This window comes from Planctopirus sp. SH287, from assembly GCF_056500625.1.
Genome location: NZ_CM151403.1, coordinates 94,005 through 119,628 on the forward strand (window position 1 = coordinate 94,005; position 25,624 = coordinate 119,628).

At 52.9% G+C, this 25,624-nt stretch carries 16 protein-coding genes; 5 read left to right on the forward strand and 11 right to left on the reverse strand.

What is annotated here, in order from left to right:
* Positions 1–95: 95 nt before the first annotated feature.
* Positions 96–1,781, reverse strand: a complete 1,686-nt coding sequence (locus tag SH287x_RS00360) for a cytochrome c (RefSeq protein ID WP_479516417.1) — start codon at positions 1,779–1,781, stop codon at positions 96–98.
* A 139-nt stretch (positions 1,782–1,920) separates the two neighbouring features.
* On the reverse strand, positions 1,921–2,151 hold the full coding sequence (locus SH287x_RS00365) for a hypothetical protein (RefSeq protein ID WP_479516419.1): 231 nt from the start codon (positions 2,149–2,151) through the stop codon (positions 1,921–1,923).
* 418 nt (positions 2,152–2,569) lie between these two features.
* Between SH287x_RS00365 and SH287x_RS00370 the strand changes: the two genes are divergently transcribed.
* From SH287x_RS00370 to SH287x_RS00380, 3 genes are all read left to right on the forward strand, one after another.
* On the forward strand, positions 2,570–3,787 hold the full coding sequence (locus SH287x_RS00370) for a hypothetical protein (RefSeq protein ID WP_479516420.1): 1,218 nt from the start codon (positions 2,570–2,572) through the stop codon (positions 3,785–3,787).
* Positions 3,788–4,147: 360 nt separating this feature from the next.
* On the forward strand, positions 4,148–5,269 hold the full coding sequence (locus tag SH287x_RS00375) for a citrate/2-methylcitrate synthase (RefSeq protein WP_479516421.1): 1,122 nt from the start codon (positions 4,148–4,150) through the stop codon (positions 5,267–5,269).
* A gap of 150 nt (positions 5,270–5,419) precedes the next feature.
* Positions 5,420–6,871, forward strand: a complete 1,452-nt coding sequence (locus SH287x_RS00380) for a threonine synthase (protein ID WP_479516423.1) — start codon at positions 5,420–5,422, stop codon at positions 6,869–6,871.
* 397 nt (positions 6,872–7,268) lie between these two features.
* Here the strand turns inward: SH287x_RS00380 and SH287x_RS00385 are convergent, their stop codons facing one another.
* The 6 genes from SH287x_RS00385 to speA form a co-directional block, all read right to left on the reverse strand.
* Positions 7,269–9,161 carry a GYF domain-containing protein gene (locus tag SH287x_RS00385; protein ID WP_479516424.1) on the reverse strand — a complete coding sequence of 631 codons (1,893 nt, stop codon included), beginning with the start codon at positions 9,159–9,161 and terminating at the stop codon, positions 7,269–7,271.
* Positions 9,162–9,968: 807 nt separating this feature from the next.
* Positions 9,969–11,546: a hypothetical protein gene (locus SH287x_RS00390; protein ID WP_479516425.1), complete on the reverse strand. Its 1,578-nt coding sequence runs from the start codon at positions 11,544–11,546 to the stop codon at positions 9,969–9,971.
* A gap of 104 nt (positions 11,547–11,650) precedes the next feature.
* On the reverse strand, positions 11,651–11,878 hold the full coding sequence (locus SH287x_RS00395; RefSeq protein WP_479516427.1) for a hypothetical protein: 228 nt from the start codon (positions 11,876–11,878) through the stop codon (positions 11,651–11,653).
* A 216-nt stretch (positions 11,879–12,094) separates the two neighbouring features.
* On the reverse strand, positions 12,095–12,922 hold the full coding sequence (locus SH287x_RS00400) for a dienelactone hydrolase family protein (RefSeq protein WP_479516428.1): 828 nt from the start codon (positions 12,920–12,922) through the stop codon (positions 12,095–12,097).
* 104 nt (positions 12,923–13,026) lie between these two features.
* Complete coding sequence (locus SH287x_RS00405) at positions 13,027–14,409, reverse strand: leucine-rich repeat domain-containing protein (protein WP_479516429.1); 1,383 nt, start codon at positions 14,407–14,409, stop codon at positions 13,027–13,029.
* Positions 14,410–14,586: 177 nt separating this feature from the next.
* Positions 14,587–16,497: a biosynthetic arginine decarboxylase gene (speA, locus tag SH287x_RS00410; RefSeq protein WP_479516430.1), complete on the reverse strand. Its 1,911-nt coding sequence runs from the start codon at positions 16,495–16,497 to the stop codon at positions 14,587–14,589.
* Positions 16,498–16,840: 343 nt separating this feature from the next.
* Between speA and hisS the strand changes: the two genes are divergently transcribed.
* Entirely contained in the window at positions 16,841–18,184 is a 1,344-nt protein-coding gene (gene hisS, locus SH287x_RS00415; RefSeq protein WP_479518748.1) for a histidine--tRNA ligase, read from the forward strand.
* 23 nt (positions 18,185–18,207) lie between these two features.
* Positions 18,208–18,597, forward strand: a complete 390-nt coding sequence (locus tag SH287x_RS00420) for a translation initiation factor (RefSeq protein WP_479516432.1) — start codon at positions 18,208–18,210, stop codon at positions 18,595–18,597.
* Positions 18,598–18,826: 229 nt separating this feature from the next.
* Here SH287x_RS00420 and SH287x_RS00425 read toward each other — a convergent pair whose 3' ends face one another.
* The 3 genes from SH287x_RS00425 to SH287x_RS00435 form a co-directional block, all read right to left on the reverse strand.
* Positions 18,827–20,596 carry a hypothetical protein gene (locus tag SH287x_RS00425; RefSeq protein ID WP_479516434.1) on the reverse strand — a complete coding sequence of 590 codons (1,770 nt, stop codon included), beginning with the start codon at positions 20,594–20,596 and terminating at the stop codon, positions 18,827–18,829.
* A 487-nt stretch (positions 20,597–21,083) separates the two neighbouring features.
* Positions 21,084–22,454 carry an ABC transporter permease gene (locus SH287x_RS00430; protein WP_479516435.1) on the reverse strand — a complete coding sequence of 457 codons (1,371 nt, stop codon included), beginning with the start codon at positions 22,452–22,454 and terminating at the stop codon, positions 21,084–21,086.
* 187 nt (positions 22,455–22,641) lie between these two features.
* Positions 22,642–25,578: a S9 family peptidase gene (locus tag SH287x_RS00435; protein ID WP_479516436.1), complete on the reverse strand. Its 2,937-nt coding sequence runs from the start codon at positions 25,576–25,578 to the stop codon at positions 22,642–22,644.
* Positions 25,579–25,624: the final 46 nt, after the last annotated feature.

Consider the following 25,624-nt stretch of genomic DNA (forward strand, 5'->3'; position numbering starts at 1 on the left):
GAACGGGCCTTTATCGCATGAATGAATAGCTATGGATGGAAATTCTTATTGTCTATTTAGCCGAGTCTCTTCAGTAGAACTTGTCTCAACCAGATTCAGGGTGCGGCAACTGTTTCAGGCGAATCGGTTGCGGAAGTTGTATTGGCCGCCGGTGGATTAACGGCTTGCGGAGTGACCGCCAACTCCGACAACGGCGTGCCATTGGCAGTAAATTCCACACTCAAGACATAATTGACGAGATCCCACATTTCGGCATCAGAGAGCGTGATCCCGCCAAAGGCAGGCATTGGCGTCCCTTTAATACCTGCTGCAATTCGGCGGTAAAGATCAATGGGCTTGCGACCTCCACGGTAAATACCACGTGTCAGGTCGCGAGCCGGAAGTGGATTTCCCCAGGCATCATGTAAACCTGGTTGCGGATAGTTTCCGTCACCCGTGGGCATCTTCCAGAATTCAAAGTTGGCCGGGCCATCCCCTTTCCCCTGAGGGCCGTGACAGGTATAGCACTTGGTTTTATCTGATAAATAAAGTAGGCGTCCACGTTCGCGCGACGCCGCATCATCCGGCACACGTGCCATCATTGGTGACAGGACGCTGGAGGGTTCCTCGGCTCGCTCCCAGGCACCTGTCAGGAAGTCTGCGGTGTCTTCCACAATGCCCATGTAATCGCTATCGAAAAACTCAGTGAAGTCTTTTTGCAGGGCATCAATTGCTGGGGCAATGGGGGTTGGTGGCTCCGCTTCCTCACCTTTGGCAACGGAATCCTGATAGACCTTTTCATTACGTTTGAAATCGGCATGGAGGTCTTTTGTCGAAAAGTCGGCCAGTTCATCAACCAGTCGTTTTTCCATCTCACCACGAAGCGACAACCAGCGCACGTATTCAATGACAGCCTTCTTTTCTTTCTCGTCCATCAAGAGAAACGAGGGCATATATGTGCCGGGAATGCCGTCTTTCAGAATACGGGTCAGATCCTCCCTTGTGATCCGCTCAGAGGCCTGTGTAGAAGTGAATTTGAAAATACCGCTACGAAAATCCCGTGGAGGTGGCTGCATGTACTTGGCTGTCGGGCCATGCCCATCACCGGTCGTTCCATGGCAGTGCATGCAATTGCGCTGATACACCACGCGGCCCAGCGCCAATTGGCCGCCGTCGTCAATCACCAGTTCGTCCCCGGCAGCAGGCGCCGCAGGGACGGTCGTTGCGTTGCTCGCGACCTCTGTGGCTGGAGTCTCCCCCGTGGTGGTCGGCGCGTCTTGTTTGGTAGAAGCCGGAGCAAGAGCGATGGTCAGTTTTTTACTGGCAGCATCAAAGTTTGCGACTTTGTCACCTTCGATCTTCGCTCTTGAACCATTCACCCAGCGGATCGGTGCTCCCTTTTGAAGCTTGGCCACCTCGGCTTCTTCACCAGCAATCACCAGAATGGCCTGCGAAGCGGGAGACGGCATTGGCTCCACCGACTCAACAGTCGCCTTGGTTCCACCAAAATCAATCACGGGAAGTCGATCCCACACGATCAGATCTTCCGGCGTACCGAAATGGCTGAGCAAAGTGTGTTCAACGGCCTGACGGGCGTTGGGAGCCAGTTCTAAAGTTGTTTCCCGCAGTTGAAACTGCACAGGAGGATTAGGCGTGCAGCCGGCTGCTGACAGAAGCAGCAACGCCGAGAAGACCCCTGTCCAGCAGAGAGTTCGCTTCAACACAATTAATGAAGAAGCGTGCCAATGCCGTTTCTTGGGACAGTCCAGAATGATGCAGGAATGATCGTGAGATGAAGTCATATAGGGCAGGCAGTCTGAGAGTCGGGCGTGATTAAGTGTGGAGTGTTCATCATGGGGTTCAGCCCCCAGGAGCAGAGTCAATCGTGAGCAGATTCAACAAAGTCGGCTAAACTCTGGACAATCTGGAGTTGGCTATTATTCAGGCAGTATCGGATTTTTCTTCGGTCGCTGCGGGTTGCTTTCCAGAGGCAGGAGGGATGATCTTCACAGGAGCAATAATGTCTGCTGGAGGCGCAACCACTTCTTCAGGGATTCGTCGAACGGTAGGAACTTGCATGGCCCCACCACCGCAGCCGATAAGAAGCAGAGGAATGACCACAAGAAATAAAGCTTGCACCGAAACGAAAGCCCGATGAGGTCGGGAACGCATTTGCGAACGGCCAGCGTGCATGAATATCCCAAGCTTCAACACGGATCAAAGGACACCGAATTGATAGATTGTTGCGGGTCAAAAAATCAGTGACAACCAACACATGGCAGCAATTACCCGGTTTCCCAAAGCCAAGAAGCGGCAGGTCTTGGAACGGGCCACTGGCTGGTGAGTGATTTTCGTCATAACTAGCTTAAATTAAACAGGTTAGGAGAGAATGTATTATTCGCAACATGGTGTGCGAAAATTGCTGTAAATCCTCTATGATTTTGACCACAAATGGCTCTGCCTCGCAATTGAGTTTTTTAACAGAAGTTTTTTGAAATGAAGCAATACAAGCCATGCCATCTCAAAGAGGCAAAATGTTGCCAACGGATCGTCGTTCGTATGACCTTTTGTCGGACGTAAGACTATGAAAATGCCTGGCAATCGCCTGAGACACCGTTTCCAGACGCTGATGTTTTTTTGCCTATTGCTGTTCGTGTGGAGCGGCCTGGGAGCATGGACGACAGAAACCCTCGCGTTCTGGTGCCCTTTCTGTCCTCCCTCGCAACCCACGCTCGCAGAATCCCTCTCCACTTCTGATGCGGCACTGCTCGTGCAGTGGAAGGCTGTCAGAGCCAATGAAGAACTTCAAACCGCCGAAACGGAACTCGCCATTGTCGACGTTCTCAAAGGAGATAAAAACCTCTGGCAACGCGGAATGTCGGTGCAACTTCCCTTTTCTCGAGACGGACAACCCGGCGACTTGTTCCTCCTGATGGGGACGTTGTCGGCCAATAATCCCCCCTCTTCGGCTCAATGGTCGATTGTGCAAGAAGTCAATGAAACCCTTTACGGCTACATTCGCAAAGCCCCTGATATTGAACTCAAAAACAGCTCCCGGCTACGTTATTTTCTGAACTATCTGGAAGCCCCTGACCCGGAAATTGCCACCGACTCCTTTGCCGAATTCAGCCGGGCGAGCTTTGCTGATGTCGCCTCACTTAAACCGGAAATGAACGCGTCCAAATTGCGAAAAATGACTCAGGACAAAGGCGTCATTCCTGCTCGCAAAGGGCTTTACTCTCTGATGTTAGGGATCTGCGGCACATCAGAAGACGCCACCCGGATGCAACAGGAAATTCTCCGGCCAGTCCAGCCCGACGAGACCCGGTTCGGGATCGATGGAATGATGGCTGGTTACGTCTTGCTGACAGGCCGTGAGGGGTTCCAGGAGATCTGCAAGGCTAAGCTGGATCATCCCGATGTCCCCGCCAGTGAAGTTTATGCCACGGTCAACTTGCTCCGCTTTCTTTGGGAAGAGCGACCTTTGCCTCTCACCGATGAAGAGCTTCGGGTTCAGATGCGTAAGTTATTTAACAGAAGTGACTTATCGGAAGTTGCTGTGGTGGATCTGGCCCGCTGGAAAGATTGGGAAAGCTGGCCCGAGCTGCGCAAACGCTATGGCCATGACTCCTTCTCCAGCCTCTCCGGACGCCAAAAAATCGTGGAGTTCGCGAAAGCCATGCAGAAAGACACCAGTTGGGAGAATGCCGCAAAAAGAAGGGAGATCACAGACTTTTTGGCTGCTAATGGCTCTTTATCCACAGGATTTCTTCCCTTGCCTCCCCCAGTTCCCACCGATCCCGATTGATCGGATCTTTCCTTTGATTCAGGATGTCTGTGGAATCAACCCTCTTGATTGTTGGCGTTTCTCTCGTAACAGGCTCTGGCCGAGACCGCGATTTGTGGATAAGATCAATTTCCGTCCGTCTGCGATAAACGATCTAAGACGGGCGTTCTTTCAGCAGAGGCATGGTCATCTATTTCTGGTTGCTTAAAAATCGGGCAACAACTACGGTGCCGCAGAGATCTTGAATTTAGCGTATAGTTAACTGGAAAAATCGGGCCTCGCCTGCTGTAAAGTCCAGCCACAGAGCACGTTGCAACAGCATCCACCCGAAGATAAAGCCGTGACACGGCACTACGTATCTGGACAGGAAACAACCTGAATATGGCTTCCCGACCGACCCCACTCTCTCCTGGCGAATTTGTCGTGGGAGATACGTCGATTACTGTGAAGCAGCCATCGCTTCAATACCGGGGATATCGTGTCGAAGATCTGGCTCGTGGTGGCCAGTTCCCGGAAGTGGCCTGGTTATTGATTGAAGGCTCTCTCCCCAGCCCGGAAGAGTTGGCTGACCTGGAAGCGGCCCTCTCGGAAGATGGTCGTCTCGATGAAGAAGTGACGAACTGGCTGGCGAATCTGCCCATGCACGTTCCGGGACTGGATGCACTGCGAACTGCCGTAAGTCTCACCGCCACGCTCGACCCACAAGCACAGGACATCTCTCTTTCCGCGCAGCGGGAAAAGGCCTATCGCTTACTAGCCCGCTATCCCATTATGGCAGCCGCCGTCGTGGGAGGAACGCTCCCGGATGATGCGGAATATCATTCCGAACTTTCTTACGGCGGTAACTTTTTACGTCTGGCTTCAGGGATCGAACCTCGCGACGATCACGCAGCCGCCATGGATGCCTTACTGGTTGTCTCTGCCGATTTTGAATACGAGCCTAGCACGCTGGCAGCTCGTCTGGCAGCGGGAACCCGCGTGGATGTATTGGGGTCATTAGTCGCTGCTCTCAGTGTTTTCAGCGGTGAGTGCCCACTGGATGAAGCGCGCGCCGTTGCCGACTTACTGGACGCCGTTAATAGCCCCGAAATGAGTCAGGAACTGATCAAACGACTCTGGGAAGAACGAGCCATCCTGCCCGGCTTTGGGCCACGCATTCCCCGTGGAGGAGACGCCCGCGTCCGCGTCCTCAATGATTGGGCCGACCAGCTCGCCGATCAGGTCGATTTTGAGATCTGGGAAGAACACGCGGATTGGATCGAAGCGGCCGCCTGGGAGACAGCCGAACAAGGCCCCACGCTGCTTTGGATCGTCGTCAGAATGATGAAGTATTTTGGAATACCCATTGATGCTGCCCCGGTGGTGATTTCCACAGGACGAGTCGCAGGCTGGATGGCTCATTATATGGAACAGATACGAACGACATGGAAGCTCAGACCTCTCGGCGACTATATCGGGCCGATTGATCTCCGCTTTCTTCCTGTTGATGATCGCAGCGCGTGAGTGAAGCGCCAATTCAACCAATCAGCATGCCCGATGTGCTTACGGTCGAGTGATCTGTCCGTGAAATTTGATTGTTTTCTGTCTGTTTGAACAACCGTGGCAAAGACCTGATTCATCCTTAAAAGAACTTTGCCCGTGAAGGCCGCTGTCATGACTCCTCCCATTGCCACCATCCCCGCCGTTCCTGCAAAGCTGCCAACATCGCCAATCAATGACGTGGCTTTTCAGATCTGTATTGAGCCAACCTGCCGGGCGACTTACTCCATCGACCAGACATTGACGTCATGTACCGCTTGCGGAAGCTTGCTGGATATCGGGTACGATTGGAACCGCGTCCGCGTTCCTTCTTCCATGCGGTGGTTTGAGCAGCGCTGGAGCCGACGCAACCAGCCCCTCGATTTCAGTGGTGTCTGGCGATTCCGTGAGCTGCTTCCTTTCGCACCGGAAGAGTCCATTGTCACGATCGGCGAAGGGCAGACCGTGTTGCAGAACGCCCAGGCGGTGGCGAACTATGTCGGCGTCAAATCCGGGAATCTCTTCCTGCAATATGAAGGGTTGAATCCCTCCGGCAGCTTCAAAGATAACGGCATGACGGCTGCAGCAACCCACGCCAAAATGGTGGGGGCACACGTGGCGGCCTGCGCTTCGACCGGCAATACCAGTGCCTCGTTGGCGATTTATGCCAGCACGACAAAAGCCTTTCGGACAGTTGTCTTTATTGGCAGCGGGAAAATTGCCTTTGGCAAGCTGTCACAAGCACTGGACTACGACGCTTGCACTGTCCAGATCATGGGCGATTTCGACGATGCACTGGCCCGCGTGCGGGAAGTCTCCACCGAACGTGGGATCTACCTGTGCAATAGCGTGAACCCCTTCCGGCTCGAAGGCCAGAAGACCATCATGTACCGCGTGCTGGAAGGCCTGGGATGGGAAGTTCCAGACTGGATCGTCGTTCCCGGTGGCAACCTCGGCAACAGCAGTTCCTTCGGCAAAGCTCTGACCGAATTGCATCAACTGGGACTGATTGACCGCATCCCGCGCCTGGCAGTGATCAACGCTCATGGGGCCAATACTCTGCATCGGCTCTATAATGAACAGAATGTTCGCTGGAACAATGGCAAAGTTCCTGTGGAAACAATTTCCCGTTTCTATGCAGACATGGATAGTCATTCACGCCGTGCGGATACCATTGCCAGCGCGATCGAAATTAACCGCCCGGTGAATCTGATGAAATGTCTGAGGGCGCTGGAAGCCTGCGACGGTGTGGTGCGCGATGTCGACGATCAGCAGATTCTCGACGCCAAGGCACAGGTCGGAGCGGGCGGTCTGGGTTGTGAACCCGCCAGTGCCGCCAGCGTGGCGGGGGCCAAACTGCTGCGCGAGCAGGGAATCATTGCTCCATCGGATCGTGTGGTTTGCATTCTGACGGGCCACCAGTTGAAAGACCCCGATGCGACAGTCGCGTATCACTCGGGGAATGCCGAAATGTTCGAGACAAAGCTGGCCCGCCGCGGCGTCACCAAAACGCCTTATCGGAACATGCCGCGAGGTGTTGAAAATGACTTGGGAAAGATCCTGGAACTCCTCTCCAGCCTCGAATAACGTCTTCTCAAGCAATTAAGCCCTGCCGCATGATCGATGTCTCATGTCGGTTGCATGAAGCGCCAGCGCAATGCACCAACATTAGCTATTCTGGCAGTGTAATACGCATTTGAATTTGAAATATCGCTCTACGTTGCCATGTGGCTTTGAGCAAACATGCTCTGTGAATTGATGGAAGATCGGCGTCAAACGCACATTCGACATACTCACTCAGAGCCTGTCCGAGATCCTCCCTCTCCCGCCAGCACGAGAGAACCGGGGTGAGGGCTGATTAACCCTCCGTGTTCCTCATCGCAATAGGCAACCTCTCATCGAGAACTACATACTCCCCCCTTATCCGGCTTGCGGCCATCTTCTCCCTCAAGAGAGAAGGATTTGAGCGTTCTCGGATCGCCTCTTATTGCCCCTTGCTGGCCGAAACAGCCCCGCCAGCAGTTGCAGCCACTTCCGGTGCTGCCACGATAGTCGTGGGCATCTTCAGGAGCTTGGCCGCTTCACGCAGATTGTTCTCGAAGTCATGCTCTTCATGAGAGATTTTCGTCCGGGAGTTCGTCAGCATTTTCTGCAAGCGGTCGCGAATACACCATAAGTGAAGCTGCTTATAAGGGTATTTGCGGCTGGCGGTCTGCTTTAACTGATCCACAAACGCGGGCGGGAATTCCGCAGTGGCCTGCTGAGCCAGTGCATCCCATTCTGAGGCTGGAGCCTTGGAGGTGCGTAACGTCTTGACCTTGGTCAGAATCGTTTCCAGTTTTGTCTGCAAGGCGCGATCACTGCCAGTGCTGGCTGGGAGGAATCCCCAGGCAAAGTAAAGCCCCACCAGCAGCATTAAGCCAGCCGCTGCCAACCCCGTTGGGGATTTGATGTGACCAATGGCGTCATCGACCCATTCGGGCCGCTCCATCGAGGCCTTTTTCTTGGGAAGCGGACGTGGCGGCATGGGACGAGCAGCCGCACCACCAAACCCGGAAGAACCATACCCCCCCGAAGAACCATAGCTACCAGAACTGGATGAGGAAGCAGAGCTATAAGCCGGCTTGGCGGCTTCCTCAACAATCTCTTTTTCAACGGCTGAAGACGCGGATACTTGCGAAGAAACCGTTTTGATCTCTGATGTCTCAGACCGGGAAAGCTTGGCGGTATCACTGGCATTCGGCTGCGAGTAAGCTGGCTTCTCGTCAACCTTTTTCGTTGCTGACTGGGAGACGACCGTACTCGAGGGAGCGACGACGGCTTCAACAGGGACTGGCGGAAGAGTCACAGCCGGTTTTGCTGCAGGAGCAGGTGTGGCTGGGATCAATCCCGAAACCGTTGATGCCAGAACATATTGGCCACTGGTCCCCTGTTTGACATAGTCCGTTGCCGCCAACTGCCCGGCCACTGCCCACTGGGTCAACTGACTGTATTCGCTGGGGCCATATTCCTGACCATTAATCCAGGCGTACCAATGGTGATCAACCGGAGCCGGAGCAACGGGCGGTGCCCATTGTCCGCCATATCCCCCCATGCCCACAGCCCCACCAGCCATCGCCGGCATGCCATAACCGGGAGTATGTCCACCGGGGAAACCGTATCCTCCCATGCCCCCGTTAGGAGCGAAAGGGGGCATGCCATAACCGGGAGCAGAACGGTTGAATTGCCCCGAATCAGACGATCGCCGTTTGCGTCGCTTCCGCCGTGAGCGACGATCGTCCTCCTCGTCTTCGTCTTCAAAATCATCATCGTCATCAGCGTAACGGGATTTCGCACGTGGGGGTTCACTTCGCCGAGGCTTTTCAACAGGAGCCTCTTCCACCACTGGCGGAATAGTGAACTCTTTCGATGATCGCCCTTCAGGGATTTTGTGCTCTCCCTTCTGGAAGGGAAGCACAGCCATCAGACGACCAATCGAGCGGACGGTTCGCCATTTGCCTGATGATCCCAGCTTTACCTCGGCATCAGCCCCCAACTGGCCCTCTTCGACAAAAGATTGCAACTCCTCAAACGGCAACGGCCCCAACTCGCGGCCTAGAACTTTACAGAACCAGCCATTCTGAGATTCACCAAGCCGCTCCAGCGTCTCACGCCCCGCTGTTTCCAGCATTTGTTCGTCAGTCGCGGCGTTCTGGTCCTCGGGGGCATCCAGAAGGCTCTGCAGAGAAACCCAGCGGGACTCCCCTTCAGCACGCACTTCATCGCTGGCCGACAATGTGCCGTTCTCTAACAGACCCAGCAGCATTTCGTGCGGCACAGGGCCGAACTCTTCACCAAATAAACGGTAATACCAAGTCGTGGTCGCAAGGGTGGGCATAACAGGGAGCCAATGAGCGCGGGGATTCAAGGGTCACATCTCAGCAGATCGAAAACTGCCAATCGATTTTGGCGTTTCATAACAAGCCGTTGCAAGATTTTGAGAAGACGAGTCTTCCCGAAAAGTGCCGTGCCAATAACTCAAGTTGCCTGGATGAGTAACTCGGTACATCCTACAAAGCGATTGGCGGGTGCCTGGAACATTCTTCCCGAGCAAACATTGAACCATAAAGTGTAAATCAGGTGCAAATCAAAAACTGAACACAAAGTTAACAGATTCAATCTTGCGATTCTCTGGATCCGTCTTGATAAAAGTTCACAAGCATCATCGAAAAGTAGTTCACACCAGTCCGGAAATGCTTAAGACCTGCTGAAAATCAAGCCATGCTCTGTCCCATCGCCACACATTTGCTCAAGGTCTATGCAGCATTGTGAGGTTGTTGATCAGGTTTGGTGAGTGGCCCGCCCAATGACAAATTACACTTCATAACATGGGCGAGCGTTGATGTACCGGCCATATCGCTTAACCTGAAACATGCCCCAGGGTGCGCTAAACTTCAAAAGCAGGGTTGAACAGGCCGTAAAGTCCACCAATAAAGGATGTTGCGACGACACCAACCTGCAGGCAAAGCCGTAACACACAGTCAGATTCAGGGAAACTGCCCCCAAGCCATCTCAACCTCTCAGGCCGCACTGTCCTACAACACCTCGTCTCTCAGGGATTGGAGCAATTACACCCGCCAGCGATTTCAAGCAAACCATCAGTCCTGAACCCGTCATTCAGGCGGCGCGGGATCGTGAGGCAGGTTCAGTCCAACTGAAGCCTTCCCAGATCCAGCCGATACATGAGCTGGTTGTAATCATAGAGGGGAACACCCTGTGGCATTCCGGAAAAGCTCTGCGTGAATGTCCCCTCAAAATAGATAATCTGTCCGCCCGCTTCTGAGAAGTCAGGGTGCTGACGCGGGTTATAAAACGAATATCGCCCATGCTCTGCCACCTTGATGGCCTTCCGCCAAGGGCCTGTCAGAGTCTCTGATTCGGTATACCAGACGTTCCCAAGCATGGAACCTTCCCCGTAAATCTCGGTGAAGATCGTGATATATTTCTGACGGTAAGGATTCCAGTAAGTTGAGCCATATTGCGGCTGGATCGTTCGGTTCTCCGGAAGAGATTTCATCACAAACAAGGACTCTTCTGGCCGCATCAGCCCTCGCTTTTTCCACGATCTGACCTTCTCGGGAGTCATCGCAGCCTTGCCGGCCTGCCAACGATAAACCAGTTTCCCGGTCTCATCGCGTTCCAATCGCGGCTCGGCCTCCGTCGAATGATTCGCCTCGCATGTATATCCTTCATAGAGAGAAATATTCTGTAGGGACTTTAAGTCGCGTTTCACTCTCATCAACGGGAATGGCTGGCAGAAATAGAGATAGCCATCATCCACAGAGTGGCCGACTGTCGTTAATGAATGATTCTGTGAAACCGGATAGTTCACCTGACCTGGAGGGAACTCGACGAGCAATTCAAACTGTTCCTGCTCATCATTCCAGATCGCCAAACCCCAGCGATAGGATTCAAGGCCGTTCTTTATCTTTGAATAGCCCCCCACCATCCGTTCACGTCCGGTTTCGTCTTTGATCGAAGTCAGCCCTCCCATCCAGGTGGGGCCTTCCCCCGGCATTGGCATCATCGGCTTCACAAAGCCCTCGGGCTTGAGAAAATAACGATAGTGCGGCGGACGATCCGCCAGACTCTCCCCCGGTTCAGGAAGTGGCGTGGTCGCCCCCGTCATATGGAAGTTACCCAGTGGATACCCTCGCGGCGTGGTGTCACCCCAGAACCAATGGAGTTTCCCCTGATAGCGAGTCAGCAACACGCTGTCACAACCCGCAATTCCTGCAGCGGCTGAAGGCTCCTCTGGAAGCTCTTTCAGGCCAAGTTCGCGGGCTGAACGATAAATCCCCAACCCCGTCGTGCGGTAGAGACGCTCGGCGGGCTGCTGGCGAGACAACATAAGAGAAGCTGTCGTTCCAGGCGTGATTTTGAAACGTTGCCCCCGAATGCCAAAACCATCCTGAGCCGCTTCATAGCCGGGTGAGCGAATCATGAAGTGAACGTCTTGGCCGACGAGTTCTGGCTCACCCACTGTCACCCATCCGGCACTATCGGTCACAAACACCTGCTGGGCAGTGGTCACCAACTCCACTAGCGGAATCCCCCGGCCTGTTTCCTGATCAACAACCCGGATGCCAAACGGCTTGATATTCTCCGCCTGTAAAGGTCGGTCAAAAGTGAGCCAGTTGAGTATCGCTATTGCTACGATCAGCAAGCGACACAACGGAAATCGACAGCGATTTGTACCATGCCCAACTAGGCGATCATTCATCAGAGATTTCTCAATCCATCAGACTCGAAAATGATGTTTGGTATTTACTTTCCAGTAAGTATGGATTCAATATCATCTGATACTGCGTGATTGATGATGGAGTGCTATTTCGCCAACCGCTTGAACAGATCAGCGTTCTTACTCGTCACTTTTTGCTGGATATCGCGGATCCTGTCAGCCCTTTCCTCGTCAGGGAGTGGTTCGATGACAAGCTGCCGCCCATTCAAAGTGACTTTCACCAGTGAATCCTTATCGATCCCCATCAACTGCATGATCTGCCGATCCAGAATCAGTGCCGTGGAATCGCCCTGGCTGGTAAGCTTCTTAATCATGATCGAACCTTCACGCGATTTGCATCTTCACTGTACGTACAGCACACGTACCACTCATTCTACAGTAGTAGGGCAGGCTCCCGCCTGCCGATGTTTCTAGCGGCCATCATTAACTGTGAAGTACATCGAACCGGCAGGCGGGAGCCTGCCCTACATGATCCGCCCCTATCTACTGCATGGTCTGTTGATCACGAATGTGTCGCCCCAGCGAGCAAGCTACTTCAGCGGTTCCAGAATGGTTTCAATGCGTTTCCAGGCGTCGAGGCGGGCTTGCTTGTTTTCTTCTGAAGCTTCGGGGGCTTCACCGGCCCGCATGAAGCCGTGGCCGGCTCCTTTGTAAAGGATCGGCTCATAACTCTTTCCGGCTGCTTTCATCAAAGCGGTGGAACCAGCGATCGTGGCATTTACGCGGGCGTCGTTCTCGCCATAGAAACCATAAACCGGAGCCGAGATTTTGGCGATAGCCGCTTCATCGGTGGGGCCAGTGCCATAGAAAGGGCAATAAGCCACAATGTCGGAACTGTTGGTGGCATAGCGGAAGGTCTGCCCGCCACCCCAGCAGAAGCCAATCACCACCACTTTTCCATTGGAAGCAGGCAGCTTCCGGGCGTATTCAATCACCGCTTTAAGATCTGCCGTAATTTGATCGGGGGGCAAAGAAGAGATCGCCTTGCGTGCTCCGTCGCCACCACCCAAAGCCGCTGTTCCACCGCCGTTCGGAGCGCTGCCGGAAAGCAGATCGGGAGCAATCGCGATCACGCCGCGTTCGGCCAATTGATCAGTCACGCCTCGCACCCAGTCGGAGAGACCGAAGATCTCATGGATCACAATGACCACCGGAGCCTTCTCTTTCACTTCCGGAAAGGCAATGAAGGAGTTGACTTTGCGAGACCCCGCCTGAATGTCGACATATTCGAGATGGCGGGGAGAATCTTCCAATCGCTTGAGCGCCCATTCCTGAGCCATCACCGGCGCCAGGGAGGAGGCCATACCAGCCACCAGCAAAGCGGCCAAAGTCTTCACAGCGAATCGGAGAGATGTCATGAGAATGTCCTGTAGCCGGTAATGGAGAATGAACGGAAGCCCTCGAGTGAGCGTCAGCAACTTCGAGGGCTTCCGATGACGATCTTAAGCGAACCGTGACAACGTTATGGCCCAACAATCAGTAAACCGGGGTTGGCGGTTTTCAGTTCTTCTAATGCCGAACCGCTGAGCATAATGCAGTTGTTGACAGACAGCTTCTTCAAGTTCTTCAAGGCTGCCAGTTCTTTCAACGTGGCGTCAGTCACTTCGGTCTGCGACAGATTCAACTCTGCCAGATTGCTGAAACCGGCAATCGTCTTGGCGGCAGCATCGGTGATACGTGTCTGTTCGAGGTTCAATGCCTTGAGGTTCTTCAAGTTCTTGATCGACTCGATCCCGGCGTCTGTCGTGGTCGTGGCCCAGAGGCTCAGGTCTTCCAGCGCGGTGAGATTCGCGAGGAATTTAACGCCATCGTCACCAAAAATGCCTTCGGTCAGATCAAGTTCGATCAACTTATTCAGGCCACTGACAGCTTCCAGCCCTGGGTCTGTGCAAAGCGTGTCACGCAGGAGTAACCGCCGCATATTGGGCATGTTTTTAACAACAGCCAGCCCATCATTTTTGATGCGAGTCCGGCGAACATGCAGTTCTTCCAGGCCAGTCAGCCCACCCAGCTTGATCAAGCCTTCGCTGGTCAGGAGCGTGTCGTCCAGTTCCAGCACGCGGAGCGACTTGGTCTCTGCCAGTTGGCTCAAGCCCGCGTCTGTGAAATTGATCCCCCAGACGTTCAGCTTCACAAGGTTGGGAAGCTTGGCAATGAGCGGCAACGAGGCGTCAGAAACTCGTGTTGCTTGCAATCGGAGATCACGCAACTGGTTCAGGCCAGCCAGCGATTTGATCCCCTCGTCGGTGACATTGGTGAATCGCAGGTCGAGGGCACGCAGCTTATTGAGCTTGGTCAGGTAAGCCAGCGCGGGATCCAGAATATTCGTACGGCGAAGATACAGAACTTCCAGATTCGGGAAGCTCGCCAGCGTTTCTGCGCCAGTGTCAGTGAGTTGCGTGTTCTCAAGCCCGAGGACAACCAGGCCAGTCAGCGGCTTCAGGAGAGCGACTCCTTTGTCTGTGATTTTCGGCCCTTCAAGACGCAATTCGACCAGGTTCTTCAGTTGTGCCACCTTGGCAAGATCGTCATCGCTGATCGATGTCTCGGCTGCTGACTCTCCATCAGAAACCTTGGTGCCTTTGACGGTGAAGTCCGCCTTGATCACCCGGCCGTGAGCATCCAGTGTCAACAGGCCGCTTTTGGCCCGAAGTTCTTCGATCAGTTGAGGACTATCTGGTTCCACCTTGGTTTCTGTCGAGACGGACGTTGAAGGAGCGGGCGGAGCGCTGGGGCAGCCAGGAAGCGTGGCAGTTGCTGCCAGCAGAGCCGAGCTTGCTACGAAATTTTTCCATCCTGAAGCCGTAGGCAGGCAAAAGAGAAGATGACGGCGTGGCGAGGTCATGTGAAGAAGTTTCCTGCGGGAGCAAATTCGAGAGTGAGATTAGCATGCTGCCGATGAACGCAGAGAAGAATGTCGACTCCTGGCGTCCATCTTTCACAATTACTTTAACCGATGCGAAGGCATGTTGCCTGCTTCTTGAGACAAATCTTTGAGAACGCCGTTTCTCAAACAGCAGAATCAACGACTGAGATACGTATTGTCATTGACCATTTCTTCGTAAGCCGCAAGCAACTGCTCAGCCCTTTCGCCCGTCAATTGACCAGCAGCCTGCTGTGCTTCCAGTTGGTGTTGATATCCGGAAAGAAGTTGGGCTTTATCATAGCGGGCAAACGCCACCATCTCTCCCAGCTTACTCCCCTGAATGAGCTTGGTGATATGCCAACGGCCTTCCGATTCCATGACCACATGGGCTTCATTAGGCAGACCGAACAGGTTGTGAAAACTCCCCATCACTTCCTGATAGGCCCCTACCATAAAGATGCCGAGGTAATAAGGCTCATCGGGCTTCCACTTGTGAAGCTCGAGAACCTCGCGGACATCTTTCAAATCGACAAACTTGTCGATGCGGCCATCGGAATCACAGGTCACATCAACCAGCGTCGCGAAGTCCGTTAATGGTTCATCCAACCGGTGAATCGGCATGATCGGAAAGAGCTGGCCAATCGCCCAGCTATCAGGAACAGAACGAAACAGCGAGAAATTACACAGATACTTGGAGGCCAGAATCCGCTTGAGATCTTCAAATTCTTCCGGCGGTGATTTCGCGTTTTCAGATTCTTTAAGCGCCCGCGCACAAGTCTCCCAGAAGAGAACCTCCCCCTTCGCCCGGTCTTCCAGACTGATCAGACCCAGATTGAACTGGGTGTGGAGTTCGTCCTTGTGCTCCAGCGCATCGTGATAGTATTCGTTATAATTTTTCCCGTTAATCCCGTCGTAAAGATCCTTCAGTTCCACAATTACCTGAGGGTCATCATCGTCAACAGTGATCTGCGGCTTGTCATCGGCGAACGTTTCGATTTCATCACGAATACTGGTGATAAGTACCGAATGATAGGCCGTCATCATCCGACCACTCTCGGTGACCAAATGGGGATGGGGCACATTTTCTTCGTCGCAGACCGCTTTGATGGTGTAAACCACATCGTTCGCAAATTCCTGCACGGTGTAGTTCATCGAAGATTCGTAGCGAGTCTTTGACCCGTCATAATCCACTCCTAACCCGCCGCCGATATCCATCGTGTCGATCGGTGTGCCAAGTTGACGCAGTTTGGCATAGACACGCGCTGCCTCTTTCATGGCGGCTTTGACTCGTTTGATATCCGTGATCTGCGAGCCGATATGCGAATGCAGCAGCTTTAGTGAATTCAGCTTGCCTCGCTCTTTCAGCAGCCGAACACAGTCAAGCAGTTCGGAAGTCGTCAGGCCAAATTTCGCAGACTCGCCACCAGACGAAGCCCATTTCCCTGACCCGCGTGAATAGAGCTTGGATCGCAGGCCGATCATCGGCATCACGCCGGTTTCATCAGCCAGTCTGAGCGTGGTGACCAATTCACTGAGTTTTTCGATGACCACCACAATCTTCTTGCCAGCTTCAGCCCCCAGCATGGCCAGACGCAGAAACGACTCATCTTTGAACCCGTTGCAGATCATCAGTGACTCGGGGCTTTGGTTCTGTGCCAGCCCCGCATAAAGCTCGGGCTTGGATCCACACTCTAAACCCACCGTGAAACGGGCCGACTCTTTAAGAAACTCCTCCACAACCTCTCGCCGGGGATTGACCTTCATCGGAAAGACCGGTAAGTGGCGGCCCTTGTAGCCATATTCTTCAATGGCAAGCTGGTAGCTGGTCGCCAGTTTTTTGAGCTGATGCGTGAGAATCTGCGGAAATCTTAACAGCAGGGGAGTATGCAGTTTTCGTTCATCACGAAGAGAGCTGACCAGTTCAAAAAGATCGACCGAACGAGCATCTCCGGGCGCGGGCCTGACCAGCAGATGCCCTTTGGAATTAACGTCAAAATAGCCCGCCGACCAGTTCTCGACGCCATAAACATTCTGTACGATTTCGAGCTTTTCTTCGTCCATTGCCATTGTGAAAGTCTCAGGAGAGGGGGCGGCTGACACGTTGCGATAAAAACGGCGGCTTTTTTGAAGCAGACTCCAGTTGAAGCCCTTTCCGGTTAAAGCCCTTATTGGACTCTGATTGCCCTCTTATTGAAACCGTGCCGAGAGGCGAAGAAAAGCCATCAAAAAAAGTTGCCTGTTGGTAACCTGGAAATCTGGCATTGCACACAACGTGTTCGTCTTGAAACAACTCTGTTGACTATCTTCTCTTTCCCATCAGGGAATGCCCGGCAAGATGCAGGTTGGTATAACATCCCGACTGCATTCTTTCTGGCCGTTTCCTTCTGTCGAAGTTTGATCCATGTCTGAATTGATTACTCCTCGTGTGCTTGGCGGTTTTCGCGACTATCTCCCTGATGCAATGATGGCTCGTGAACATTTGATGGAGACAGCGCGGAAAGTCTACCGCAGTTATGGCTTCAGCCCGATCGACACGCCCGTGCTTGAATACAGTGAAATTCTTCTGGGCAAAGGGGGCGATGAATCCGACAAGCAGTTATTTCGCTTTCGAGACAATGGCGACCGCGACGTGGCCATGCGGTTTGATCTGACGGTGCCTCTGGCTCGTTTTGCCGCCATGCACGCGGGGGAACTGGGCCTGCCGTTCAAGCGATATCACATTGCTCCCGTCTGGCGCGGCGAGAAACCCCAGAAAGGCCGTTATCGCGAATTCGTCCAATGCGACTTCGACACAATCGGCACGCTTTCAAACGCAGCCGACATTGAAACTTTATTGGTGATTTACGACCTTTTGAGTGCCATCGGCTTTACGCAAAATGGTCAACCAAAGTTCGGCATTCGCGTTAATAATCGCCTGATTCTCAATGGAGTCTTAGAGCAGTTAGACGTTGCCGACCGCTCAGTGGGCGTGCTCCGCGCGATTGACAAGCTGCCAAAGGTCGGGCGTGATGTCGTGCTGACCGAGTTGGTCGAGAAAGTGCAATTGACCAGCGAACAAGCCGTCAAGGTGCTGGATCTGCTGTCAGGATCAGCAGATCCAGCGACGCTCGAAACATTGCTCGCTGGTAACGCCAAAGCGATGGAAGGGGTCAGCCGCCTGCGTGAGTTGTTTGCAGCAGCCAAAGAAGCAGGACTCCCCCAGGATGTCGTCACGCTCGATTTATCGATTGCCCGCGGACTGGACTATTACACCGGCACGATCTACGAAACCTTTCTGAGTGATCTGCCGACTATCGGCAGCGTCTGTTCGGGAGGACGCTACGATAATCTCGCGGGTTTGTTCACCAAGGAACAACTTCCGGGCGTTGGTGCCAGTCTGGGATTGGATCGACTGTTGGCAGCCATGGAGGACCTGGGAATGATCGCCAAAGCCACCACGCCAGCTGTCGTCTTCATTCCGCAGTTCGATGCCGCCAGATTGGGTGCCTACATGGGACTCGCCCGTCGACTGCGAGCCGCAGGAATCGCGACAGAAGTCTTCCCTGAGGACAAGAAACTCGGGAAGCAATTGCAGTATGCCGACCGCAAGGGCTTCCGCATCGCAGTGATCGCGGGAAGTGATGAGTTCGCCAATGGGGAATGGCAAGTCAAGGATCTTCAAAGCGGCAGCAAGGAAATGGTGGCTGACGCTGACCTTGAAGCCAAGCTCCTCTCGCTCCTTTCAACCAACACGTTGCCAGTACCAACCATCTGAGAATCGAGCAAGGAAGGTCGGTCATGACTCGTCTCTTTGCCGGAACTTCATTTGACCGGCCACCTCAATGCGATCGCTGTGAAAAACTGCAGGCGGAGTGTGGCTGCCCTCCCGTTGTCACTCCGCCCACATGGGCTGACCCGGCAACGCAGACAGTGAAACTCTTTGAAGAGAAACGCAAGGGAAATCGCTTTGTCACCCTCGTGAGAGGTCTCTCCCCCGAGACAACCGATTTTGCCGCCTTGCTGACATCCCTGAAGAAAACCTGCGGAGCAGGCGGTTCGATCGAAGAGCACGATCTTGTGATTCAGGGCCAACATGTCCAGCGATTAACCGAGGCACTGAAGTCGATGGGCTACCGGGTCGCAGGGAGCAAAGGGAAAGGCGGGCCAGGAGGAGTGGCAAAGAAATAATACGGATCCCAGGATTTAACGGCGCTTTGCGTGCCATGTTTGCGGCTCTGAGCAAGAATGCTTTACGTATCTCTCAACGCGCCGTTGATTTCTGGAAAGCGTCTAAGGCCAGATCTTTGATAGGGAGGCTGCAATTGGCTGCAAGCTCCATGAGATTTTCCTGCAAAAAAGCCCCTCCCAACAAGTGCTGGGAGAGGCCAGGATTTTGAAAACTTTGTGCTGATACCAATTACTTGGGGTCAGCTTCCTTGAGGGTGAACTGCACGGTCAGTGAACCCTTTTCTTCATTGGTGGAATAGCCAGCCGATGAACGCAGGTACTTCGCCAGCTTCTCGAAAGGAGGCAACTTCGAGAAGTCGATTCCTTCAACAGCACTGGTATCCGCTTCACCAGTTCGCAACTGCTCGTACAGAGTCTTCAGCTGAGTTTGGCCATTCTGGAAGGTAAGAGAAGAAACCTTCGCAGGGAAGAATCGCGACAGCTTCACATAAGTTGGTGAACTGGTCAGAGGCGATTTTGTCCCACGAATCATTCCCTCGATGGCTGTCACGTTAGCGGTGACAACAATGGAATTCGCAGTCACTGCCAAGGCCGGAGCCAGACCTTCTTGTGAGCTATCAAACTCAAAAATCTTGGTTCCTTCAAAGTTCCGGGTTTCAAAAGGAGCGAGACCCTGATCGAGAAGTTTCTCAATCAGTTTTGAAGCAGCGGCGGTGTCCTTCACTTCAATAGCAACGGTCAAGTCACCGACAGGATTCCCTTCGGTCACCCCGGTGCCGGTCGAAGTGACATGCAGTTTGCCAGCCAGGAGATCAATTACGTCCTTCTTGATGTGGATGTTCGGCCCCTGATCAGCAATCGCATCCACCTGACGGGCGAAGGCTCCCTGGCCGCTAAAGGAATCAAACATGCTCTCTGCAGCCTGATAAGCAGCGACAAAGTCCCAGTTGACCCCTGTGTACATCGAAGCATTGGCACCCACCCACTTAGGAGGAGCCATGGTGATGCTGGGGAACTTGAAGAGGTTGATGATCCCTGAAGTTGGCTGATCGACATAAGTAAATGACTTCGCGAGCGAATCAAATTCTTCTTCATCGATAATGACCGAACCACCAACACCGCGCAACTTATCGAGACCCAGCACGGGCATCATTCCCACAACCATACCAGCCTGTGGCTGCTGCTCTTGAATCATGTTGGCAACGGCTTCGACAAGCCCGACAGGATTAATGAACCACTTGAAGTCGGGTTCCAGGCTGTCGTCCTTACGGCCAACCTTTTCCATGATCGCGGAAAAAATCTCGTCTTTGGCAAAGACTTCGGTATTCTCGCCATCCCATCGATCCAGAATCGCGTCAATCACACCCACCGATGTCCCAAAGACGAAAGTGCCGTCTGATTTGAAATAAGCCAGCTTCTTGATAGGACTATCAGCAGTGGCATCTTCTGGCAATGTGACCACAGTCACATCGACTTCACCCTTCTTCTCAATGGAAATCTCTGCCCCTTTTTCTTTCAGGGCTTCTTCCATCTTCTTGTTGAGCTTGGTGACGGTTTCTTCAGCGTCACCATAATCCACCATGAAAACGCCACCAATTTCGCCGCCATCTGTCGGGATAATGGCAAAGACCACCTGGCCCTGGGGAACGCTCAAAAGGTCTTCAATCGTCAGACCCAACTCTTCTTTCAGCTTGTCAGAACCTTCAGAAATCTTCGCACGGACATCTTTGAGAAATGGTTCAAAAGCCGGATCGGCAAGCAGTTGACCAAAGGTGGAGGCTTTCACGCCTTCCACAAAGGAAGGCACATCAGGGACGGCCAGAAAGAATGTCGTTCCGGGCGGCAGAAGGTACTCGCCCGCCACATATTCATCGTCTTCCGCGTCTGCTGCTGCCGCAGGCTTGGTCGCAGTGGCTTGCGCCATGGCGACAGGAGCCGCCCAGAAACTTGCACACCCCAGCACCAGGCTGAGCGTCGACATCCAAAACAGTTGTCTCATGAACCCGTTCTTTCGGTATTTCAGGAAATGGTGAAACGTCAGTATGGCAACGCCGACAAGTCAACTTCGACATTCAAAATTAACAGGTCTACTCATCGTCTCCACCAATGATCTCCTCGCCCCACCTTGGGCGATTCATTGGCAATAGCATGGCGTGTTCGGAAAATGAACTCAATTGAGAATTCTTTGCGAGGATAAACATTGGTTCTTCCCGGCAATCATCGCCTCATCAATCGATCAGGCACTCCCTCATGTACCTGACTCAAGACAATCTGGTTTCACGCAATTTGTCAGGCATGATTGATAGACAATCCTTTTCACCTGGCACCCATCGTTTCATTCCTTTGAAAGCGAAGCCGTCAGGGCGTTCCTTGAATCCACAATCTGCTGGCTGTTGAGGCCGCTGCTGGTGTTCAGCATCACATGGCTCTCTCCGTCGTGGGGGCTGACCGACTTCCAGAGAGCGGAAGATGTTGTTCAAAGTCACTCAGGCACGACGGATCGCTTCCATCGGTGTCAGGCGTGTGGCCCAAAGGGCGGGGTAAAGCCCCCCCAAAACACCCAGCGCCATACTAAAAAAAAGGCTGAATAGCAGCAGCCCCGGACTCGCGTAAAGATTGAGTTTGTCAGGAGCGGCGAAGTTCACCACAAGTGTCCCCGCCCACCCGAGCAGACAGCCGAAAACACCGCCAATCAGACCCAGAATTGCCGATTCAAACCCAATGAGTCGCAATAAATCCCACGATGACCAACCATTGGCTTTAAGAATACCAAACTCGGTCATGCGTTCGGTCACGCTCATCAGCATGGTGTTCAGGATGCTCAACAGGGCAATCACCACTCCAATACCGCTCATCAGGTAGAGAAAAATATCCAGATCGGCGCTGAACTCCTGGATTTTGTCTCCCCAATCGCGTGCCGAACGAACTTCCAACCCCTCTTCCTGAGACTTGTCTCCATCATCGCCAGAATCAGCCGTCTCAGTCGTTGTGATCTCATCGGTAACCGACCGGGACGCATCGCCCTCTTTCTGGCGAAGCATTGAGCCATCGAACATCCCCGAAAGCCCGGCCACAACTTGATCGGCAAATGTCGGTTCTTGTCGACCGGAAAGCCCCGCAATCACCTGGCCGGAAGGTTTCCATCGTCCCAGTGACCGACCACGAAATTTTTCCTGAATGGTCTTCGCGAGTTTCTCGCCATCCACATGCTCGCCTGGCTCAATATAGACCGACGAGATAATGGCAGGATCCATATGATGCAGCCGCTGAACCGTCGACTGATCCATAACAATAGCGACATCGAGCAAGAGTGAGCCGGTTTTATAAATACCGACAACCTTCAGTGCATTCCCGTCAACTTTAAGTAGATCACCCGGCTTCGTTTTCGTTTCCTGTGCAATCGCGTCGCTGATCACACAATTCAATGTCCCCACATCAGAAGCGTTCAAAAACCGGCCAGCCTTGATGTCATCTCGATAAACCGCCGTACGCATCGCCTCAGTGACGGCAATATCTGTCCCGAAGAGAAACCGCGGGGGATTGACCGCCATTTTTCCATTGATAAGTTGAGCACGAGCCCATAATTCAGGACGAACATTACTGACACCAGGAACCGTACGAATTTCCTCGGCCCAGGCAGCAGGCATCCGGGAGAAGAGGGGAATGGGTGCCCCCGGTTGCATTCCCGCCAGTCCGGGAATGCGTTCAAACGTCATATCGACAGTGCGTTGTAAGCCAACTGCTATTGAAAACAGCCCGACCATCCCCGTAATCGCCACAGTCAGGCCCAGCAGTGCGAGCACCGAACGAGCCGGTCGACTTGCGAGATTCTGCCACGCAAAATGCAACATTCCCATCCGTCTTCAATCCTTCCCCTTACGGGGGTTGGGGCGGCGTATGAGGGCCAGTTGTTGATTTACGAATGGGTCTTACGCCGCCAGAATGCGACCAAGCTTACTCTCTCTCAAGAAAGGTTGCACCGCTGCCGGGCTTCTCTCACAGAGGCTTTATTCGCGCGCAATCACTTTGGCTGTTTTCAGGTCGTTATTCACTCCAAAGCTGCTTAAGCAGTGACACCGCGTTGGGATCGTACTGGAGAAGTTCCTCCCGATTGAAAGGCGAAAAATCATTGGTCGAGAAGTAAGCTTCACTGGATTCGGCAAAGTATTCCATGGGATTCGTGAGCGCGTAGGCTCTGGCCTGGATCGAACGACCACTTCCTAATCGCTGTTCAACTCGATCATAAGTCTTCGATTCTTTAGCCGCTTCGTAAGCCCGGATGATTTCAGAATTCCCAAAACCTCCTTGGAGGACACGATCATGATAAGCATGAGCCAATTCATGTAACGCAAAATTGGGCATGCGGCGAGTTTCCTCCTCAAAAATTCGCACATTAGTGAATTCAATTCCCTTGGCCATCTCGGGAAGGCGGCCGTGAGACTTCAGCCACTGGCCATTCGGGTGATATTCTGCTTTGGGAGAAATCCCCTGGTATTCAGGGGACATCCAGAGAGTCACTTTCTGCAATTCCATCACCGCTTTCTCTGGCACAACACGAAGAATCTCATCGAGCTGAGCCTTCAATAGCTTCATCGCCTGAGCGAGCTTTTCTGGCTCCGTTTCTATGATCTTTCGATCAACTTTCACTGTCCAGCCGCTAAGTTCTTTCGTTTCGTGGGATGAAACCGCTTTTGACTGAGATTTTTGAACTTCTGTAATGGCAGGAGTCAGTGGCAGGTTCTCATGGAGAAACCTTGTCATCAGTTCATAGAGATGCCGGCTGGTTCCCCGTCCTTCACTGATACTATGTGAGCGAGCAGGGTAAGGCATGACACTGAACTGCTTTCCCGCAGCAATGAGTTCATTCATCAATTGTTCGGTAGCCTGATAATGACAGTTGTCATCACCCGTGCCATGAACAATGAGCAATTTCCCTTTAAGTTGCGGGGCGAAAGTCGTTGGTGAGCCGAGACGATAGCCATCCCGATTATCGTTCAGCAGTCCCATATATCGCTCTTGATAAATCGTATCATAGAGCTTTTGATCAGGCATGGGAGCAACGGCAATCGCCATCCGATAGAGATCAGGACTACGGAACAGGACGTTCAGACTCATACTCCCTCCGCCGCTCCAACCCCAGATCCCTACGCGTGCGGGATCAGCAGCAGGCCACTTTGCTAACAGGGCTTTTACCGCAGCAGCCTGATCTTGCGATGCTAGCACACCCACTTGTTTATAGACACATTTACGAAAAGCTCGACCGCGAGGCGACATCGTGCCGCGATTATCGACAGCGGCAATGATGTAGCCTTCCTGAGCCAGCATGGCGTACCAGAGGCCACGCTTGCCCGTCCAGGCGTCTTTCACGACCTGCCCGTGTGGTTCGCCGTAAACGTGAAAGAAGAGGGGATGTTGCTTGTCGCCCTGAATTTCTTGTGGTAGATAGCGCCAGCCATCCAGTTCGACTCCACCGCCAATATCAACTCGGAATATCTCGGCATGAGGGAGATTCCACTTCGCGAGCTTGTCCTTTAACGCCTGATTATCGACTAACGTTCGGATAACTTCATGACTGGGAAGTCGGATTAATTCTGATCGCGGAGGTGTGACCAGATTCGACCAGGTATGCACCGCAAACTGATATTTAGGTGCAATCTGATAAGAATGCCAACCTGCCTGATCTGCGGGCGTGACTCGTTCTGGTTGACCACCTGCCAGCTTGACACGATAGAGGTACCGCTGTGTCGGGTTGTCGGGTGAAGCGGAATAATAAAGGAGTCCTTCCGCTTCATCGATGGCGTCAATATCGATCACGTCAAACTTCCCCTGCGTGATCGGCGCCAGTGATCCGTCCGACAGGTTCGCGAGGTAGGCGTGCCTCCAGCCGGAGCGTTCACTGATCCATAGGAAATTTTTCCCGTCATTTAGCCAGCGCACGGGATTTTCGTTTTCGATCCAGGCCTCATCGACTTCAGTGAGGACGGTGCGAAGTTGCTGATTAGCCGGATTGGCCAGAAAAACAACATTCTGATTCTGCGGGCGATTCATCTGCTGAATCAGCAACTCTTTCCCATCTGGTGTCCATTCGACATGGGGGATGTAGTGTTCTCTCTGGTCGCCAGGAAGTGTGATCCAGCGACAATTTGCACCAGTGATGTCGACGACACCGATCCGCGTCGCTGAATTTTTTTCACCAACTTTAGGGTAAGGGAAGGTCGTAATTTGAGGATAGTTACCCTGTCCATAGTCAATCATATGGAACAGTGGCACATCAGTCGTATCAAACTGATAAAAAGCGATCGATTGGCTATCGGGATTCCAGCGCCAGCCATCGCGAATTGATAGTTCCTCCTCATTCACCCAGTCGGAAGTCCCGTTAATCAAGGTGGGTGAGCCATCTTTGGTCAGTGGCGTGATTTCGAGAGTGTCAAGAGCCTGTGTATAGAGGTTGTTTCGATAGACATATGCAACTTTTTTCTGATCGGGTGAAATCTTGGCAAACATCATTTGTGAAGTAGGGATTTCGCCGCCAAGTTTAACGAGTCGCGACGTCTTCAGGTCAAACAACCAGTAATCACCACGGGTGTTCTGCCTCCAGACCTTCTGGCTATTGGTGTAAATTAAAAGCTTTGATTCATCAGAAGTGAATTGATAGCTATTGATCGCCAGAGGCTTGTTAGCTCCTTGTGGGACAAATGATTTTGAAGAAATCAGGACTTCTTTATCACCTGACTCGATATTGACACGAATCAGATCCGGGCCTTCTGCATCTGGCGACTTCTTTTCTAAAAGAAAATAGCTGGGAGTGACGGCGCTCCACTTCAGGGAAACTCCACGCTGCTCATCGAATTCTCGACTCCCAAAGATTTTATCGAGAGTTAATCGCTCTTTTTCGTCAGCAACGAGAGAGGTTTCAAGGCCTGCACTGACTGCCATTCCCGCCAACACCGTCATGACAATCCGCCTCAGCATCAAAGACATGTTCACCTCGACGTTTTTTCGCTTTAGCGATGAAATTCAATAAATT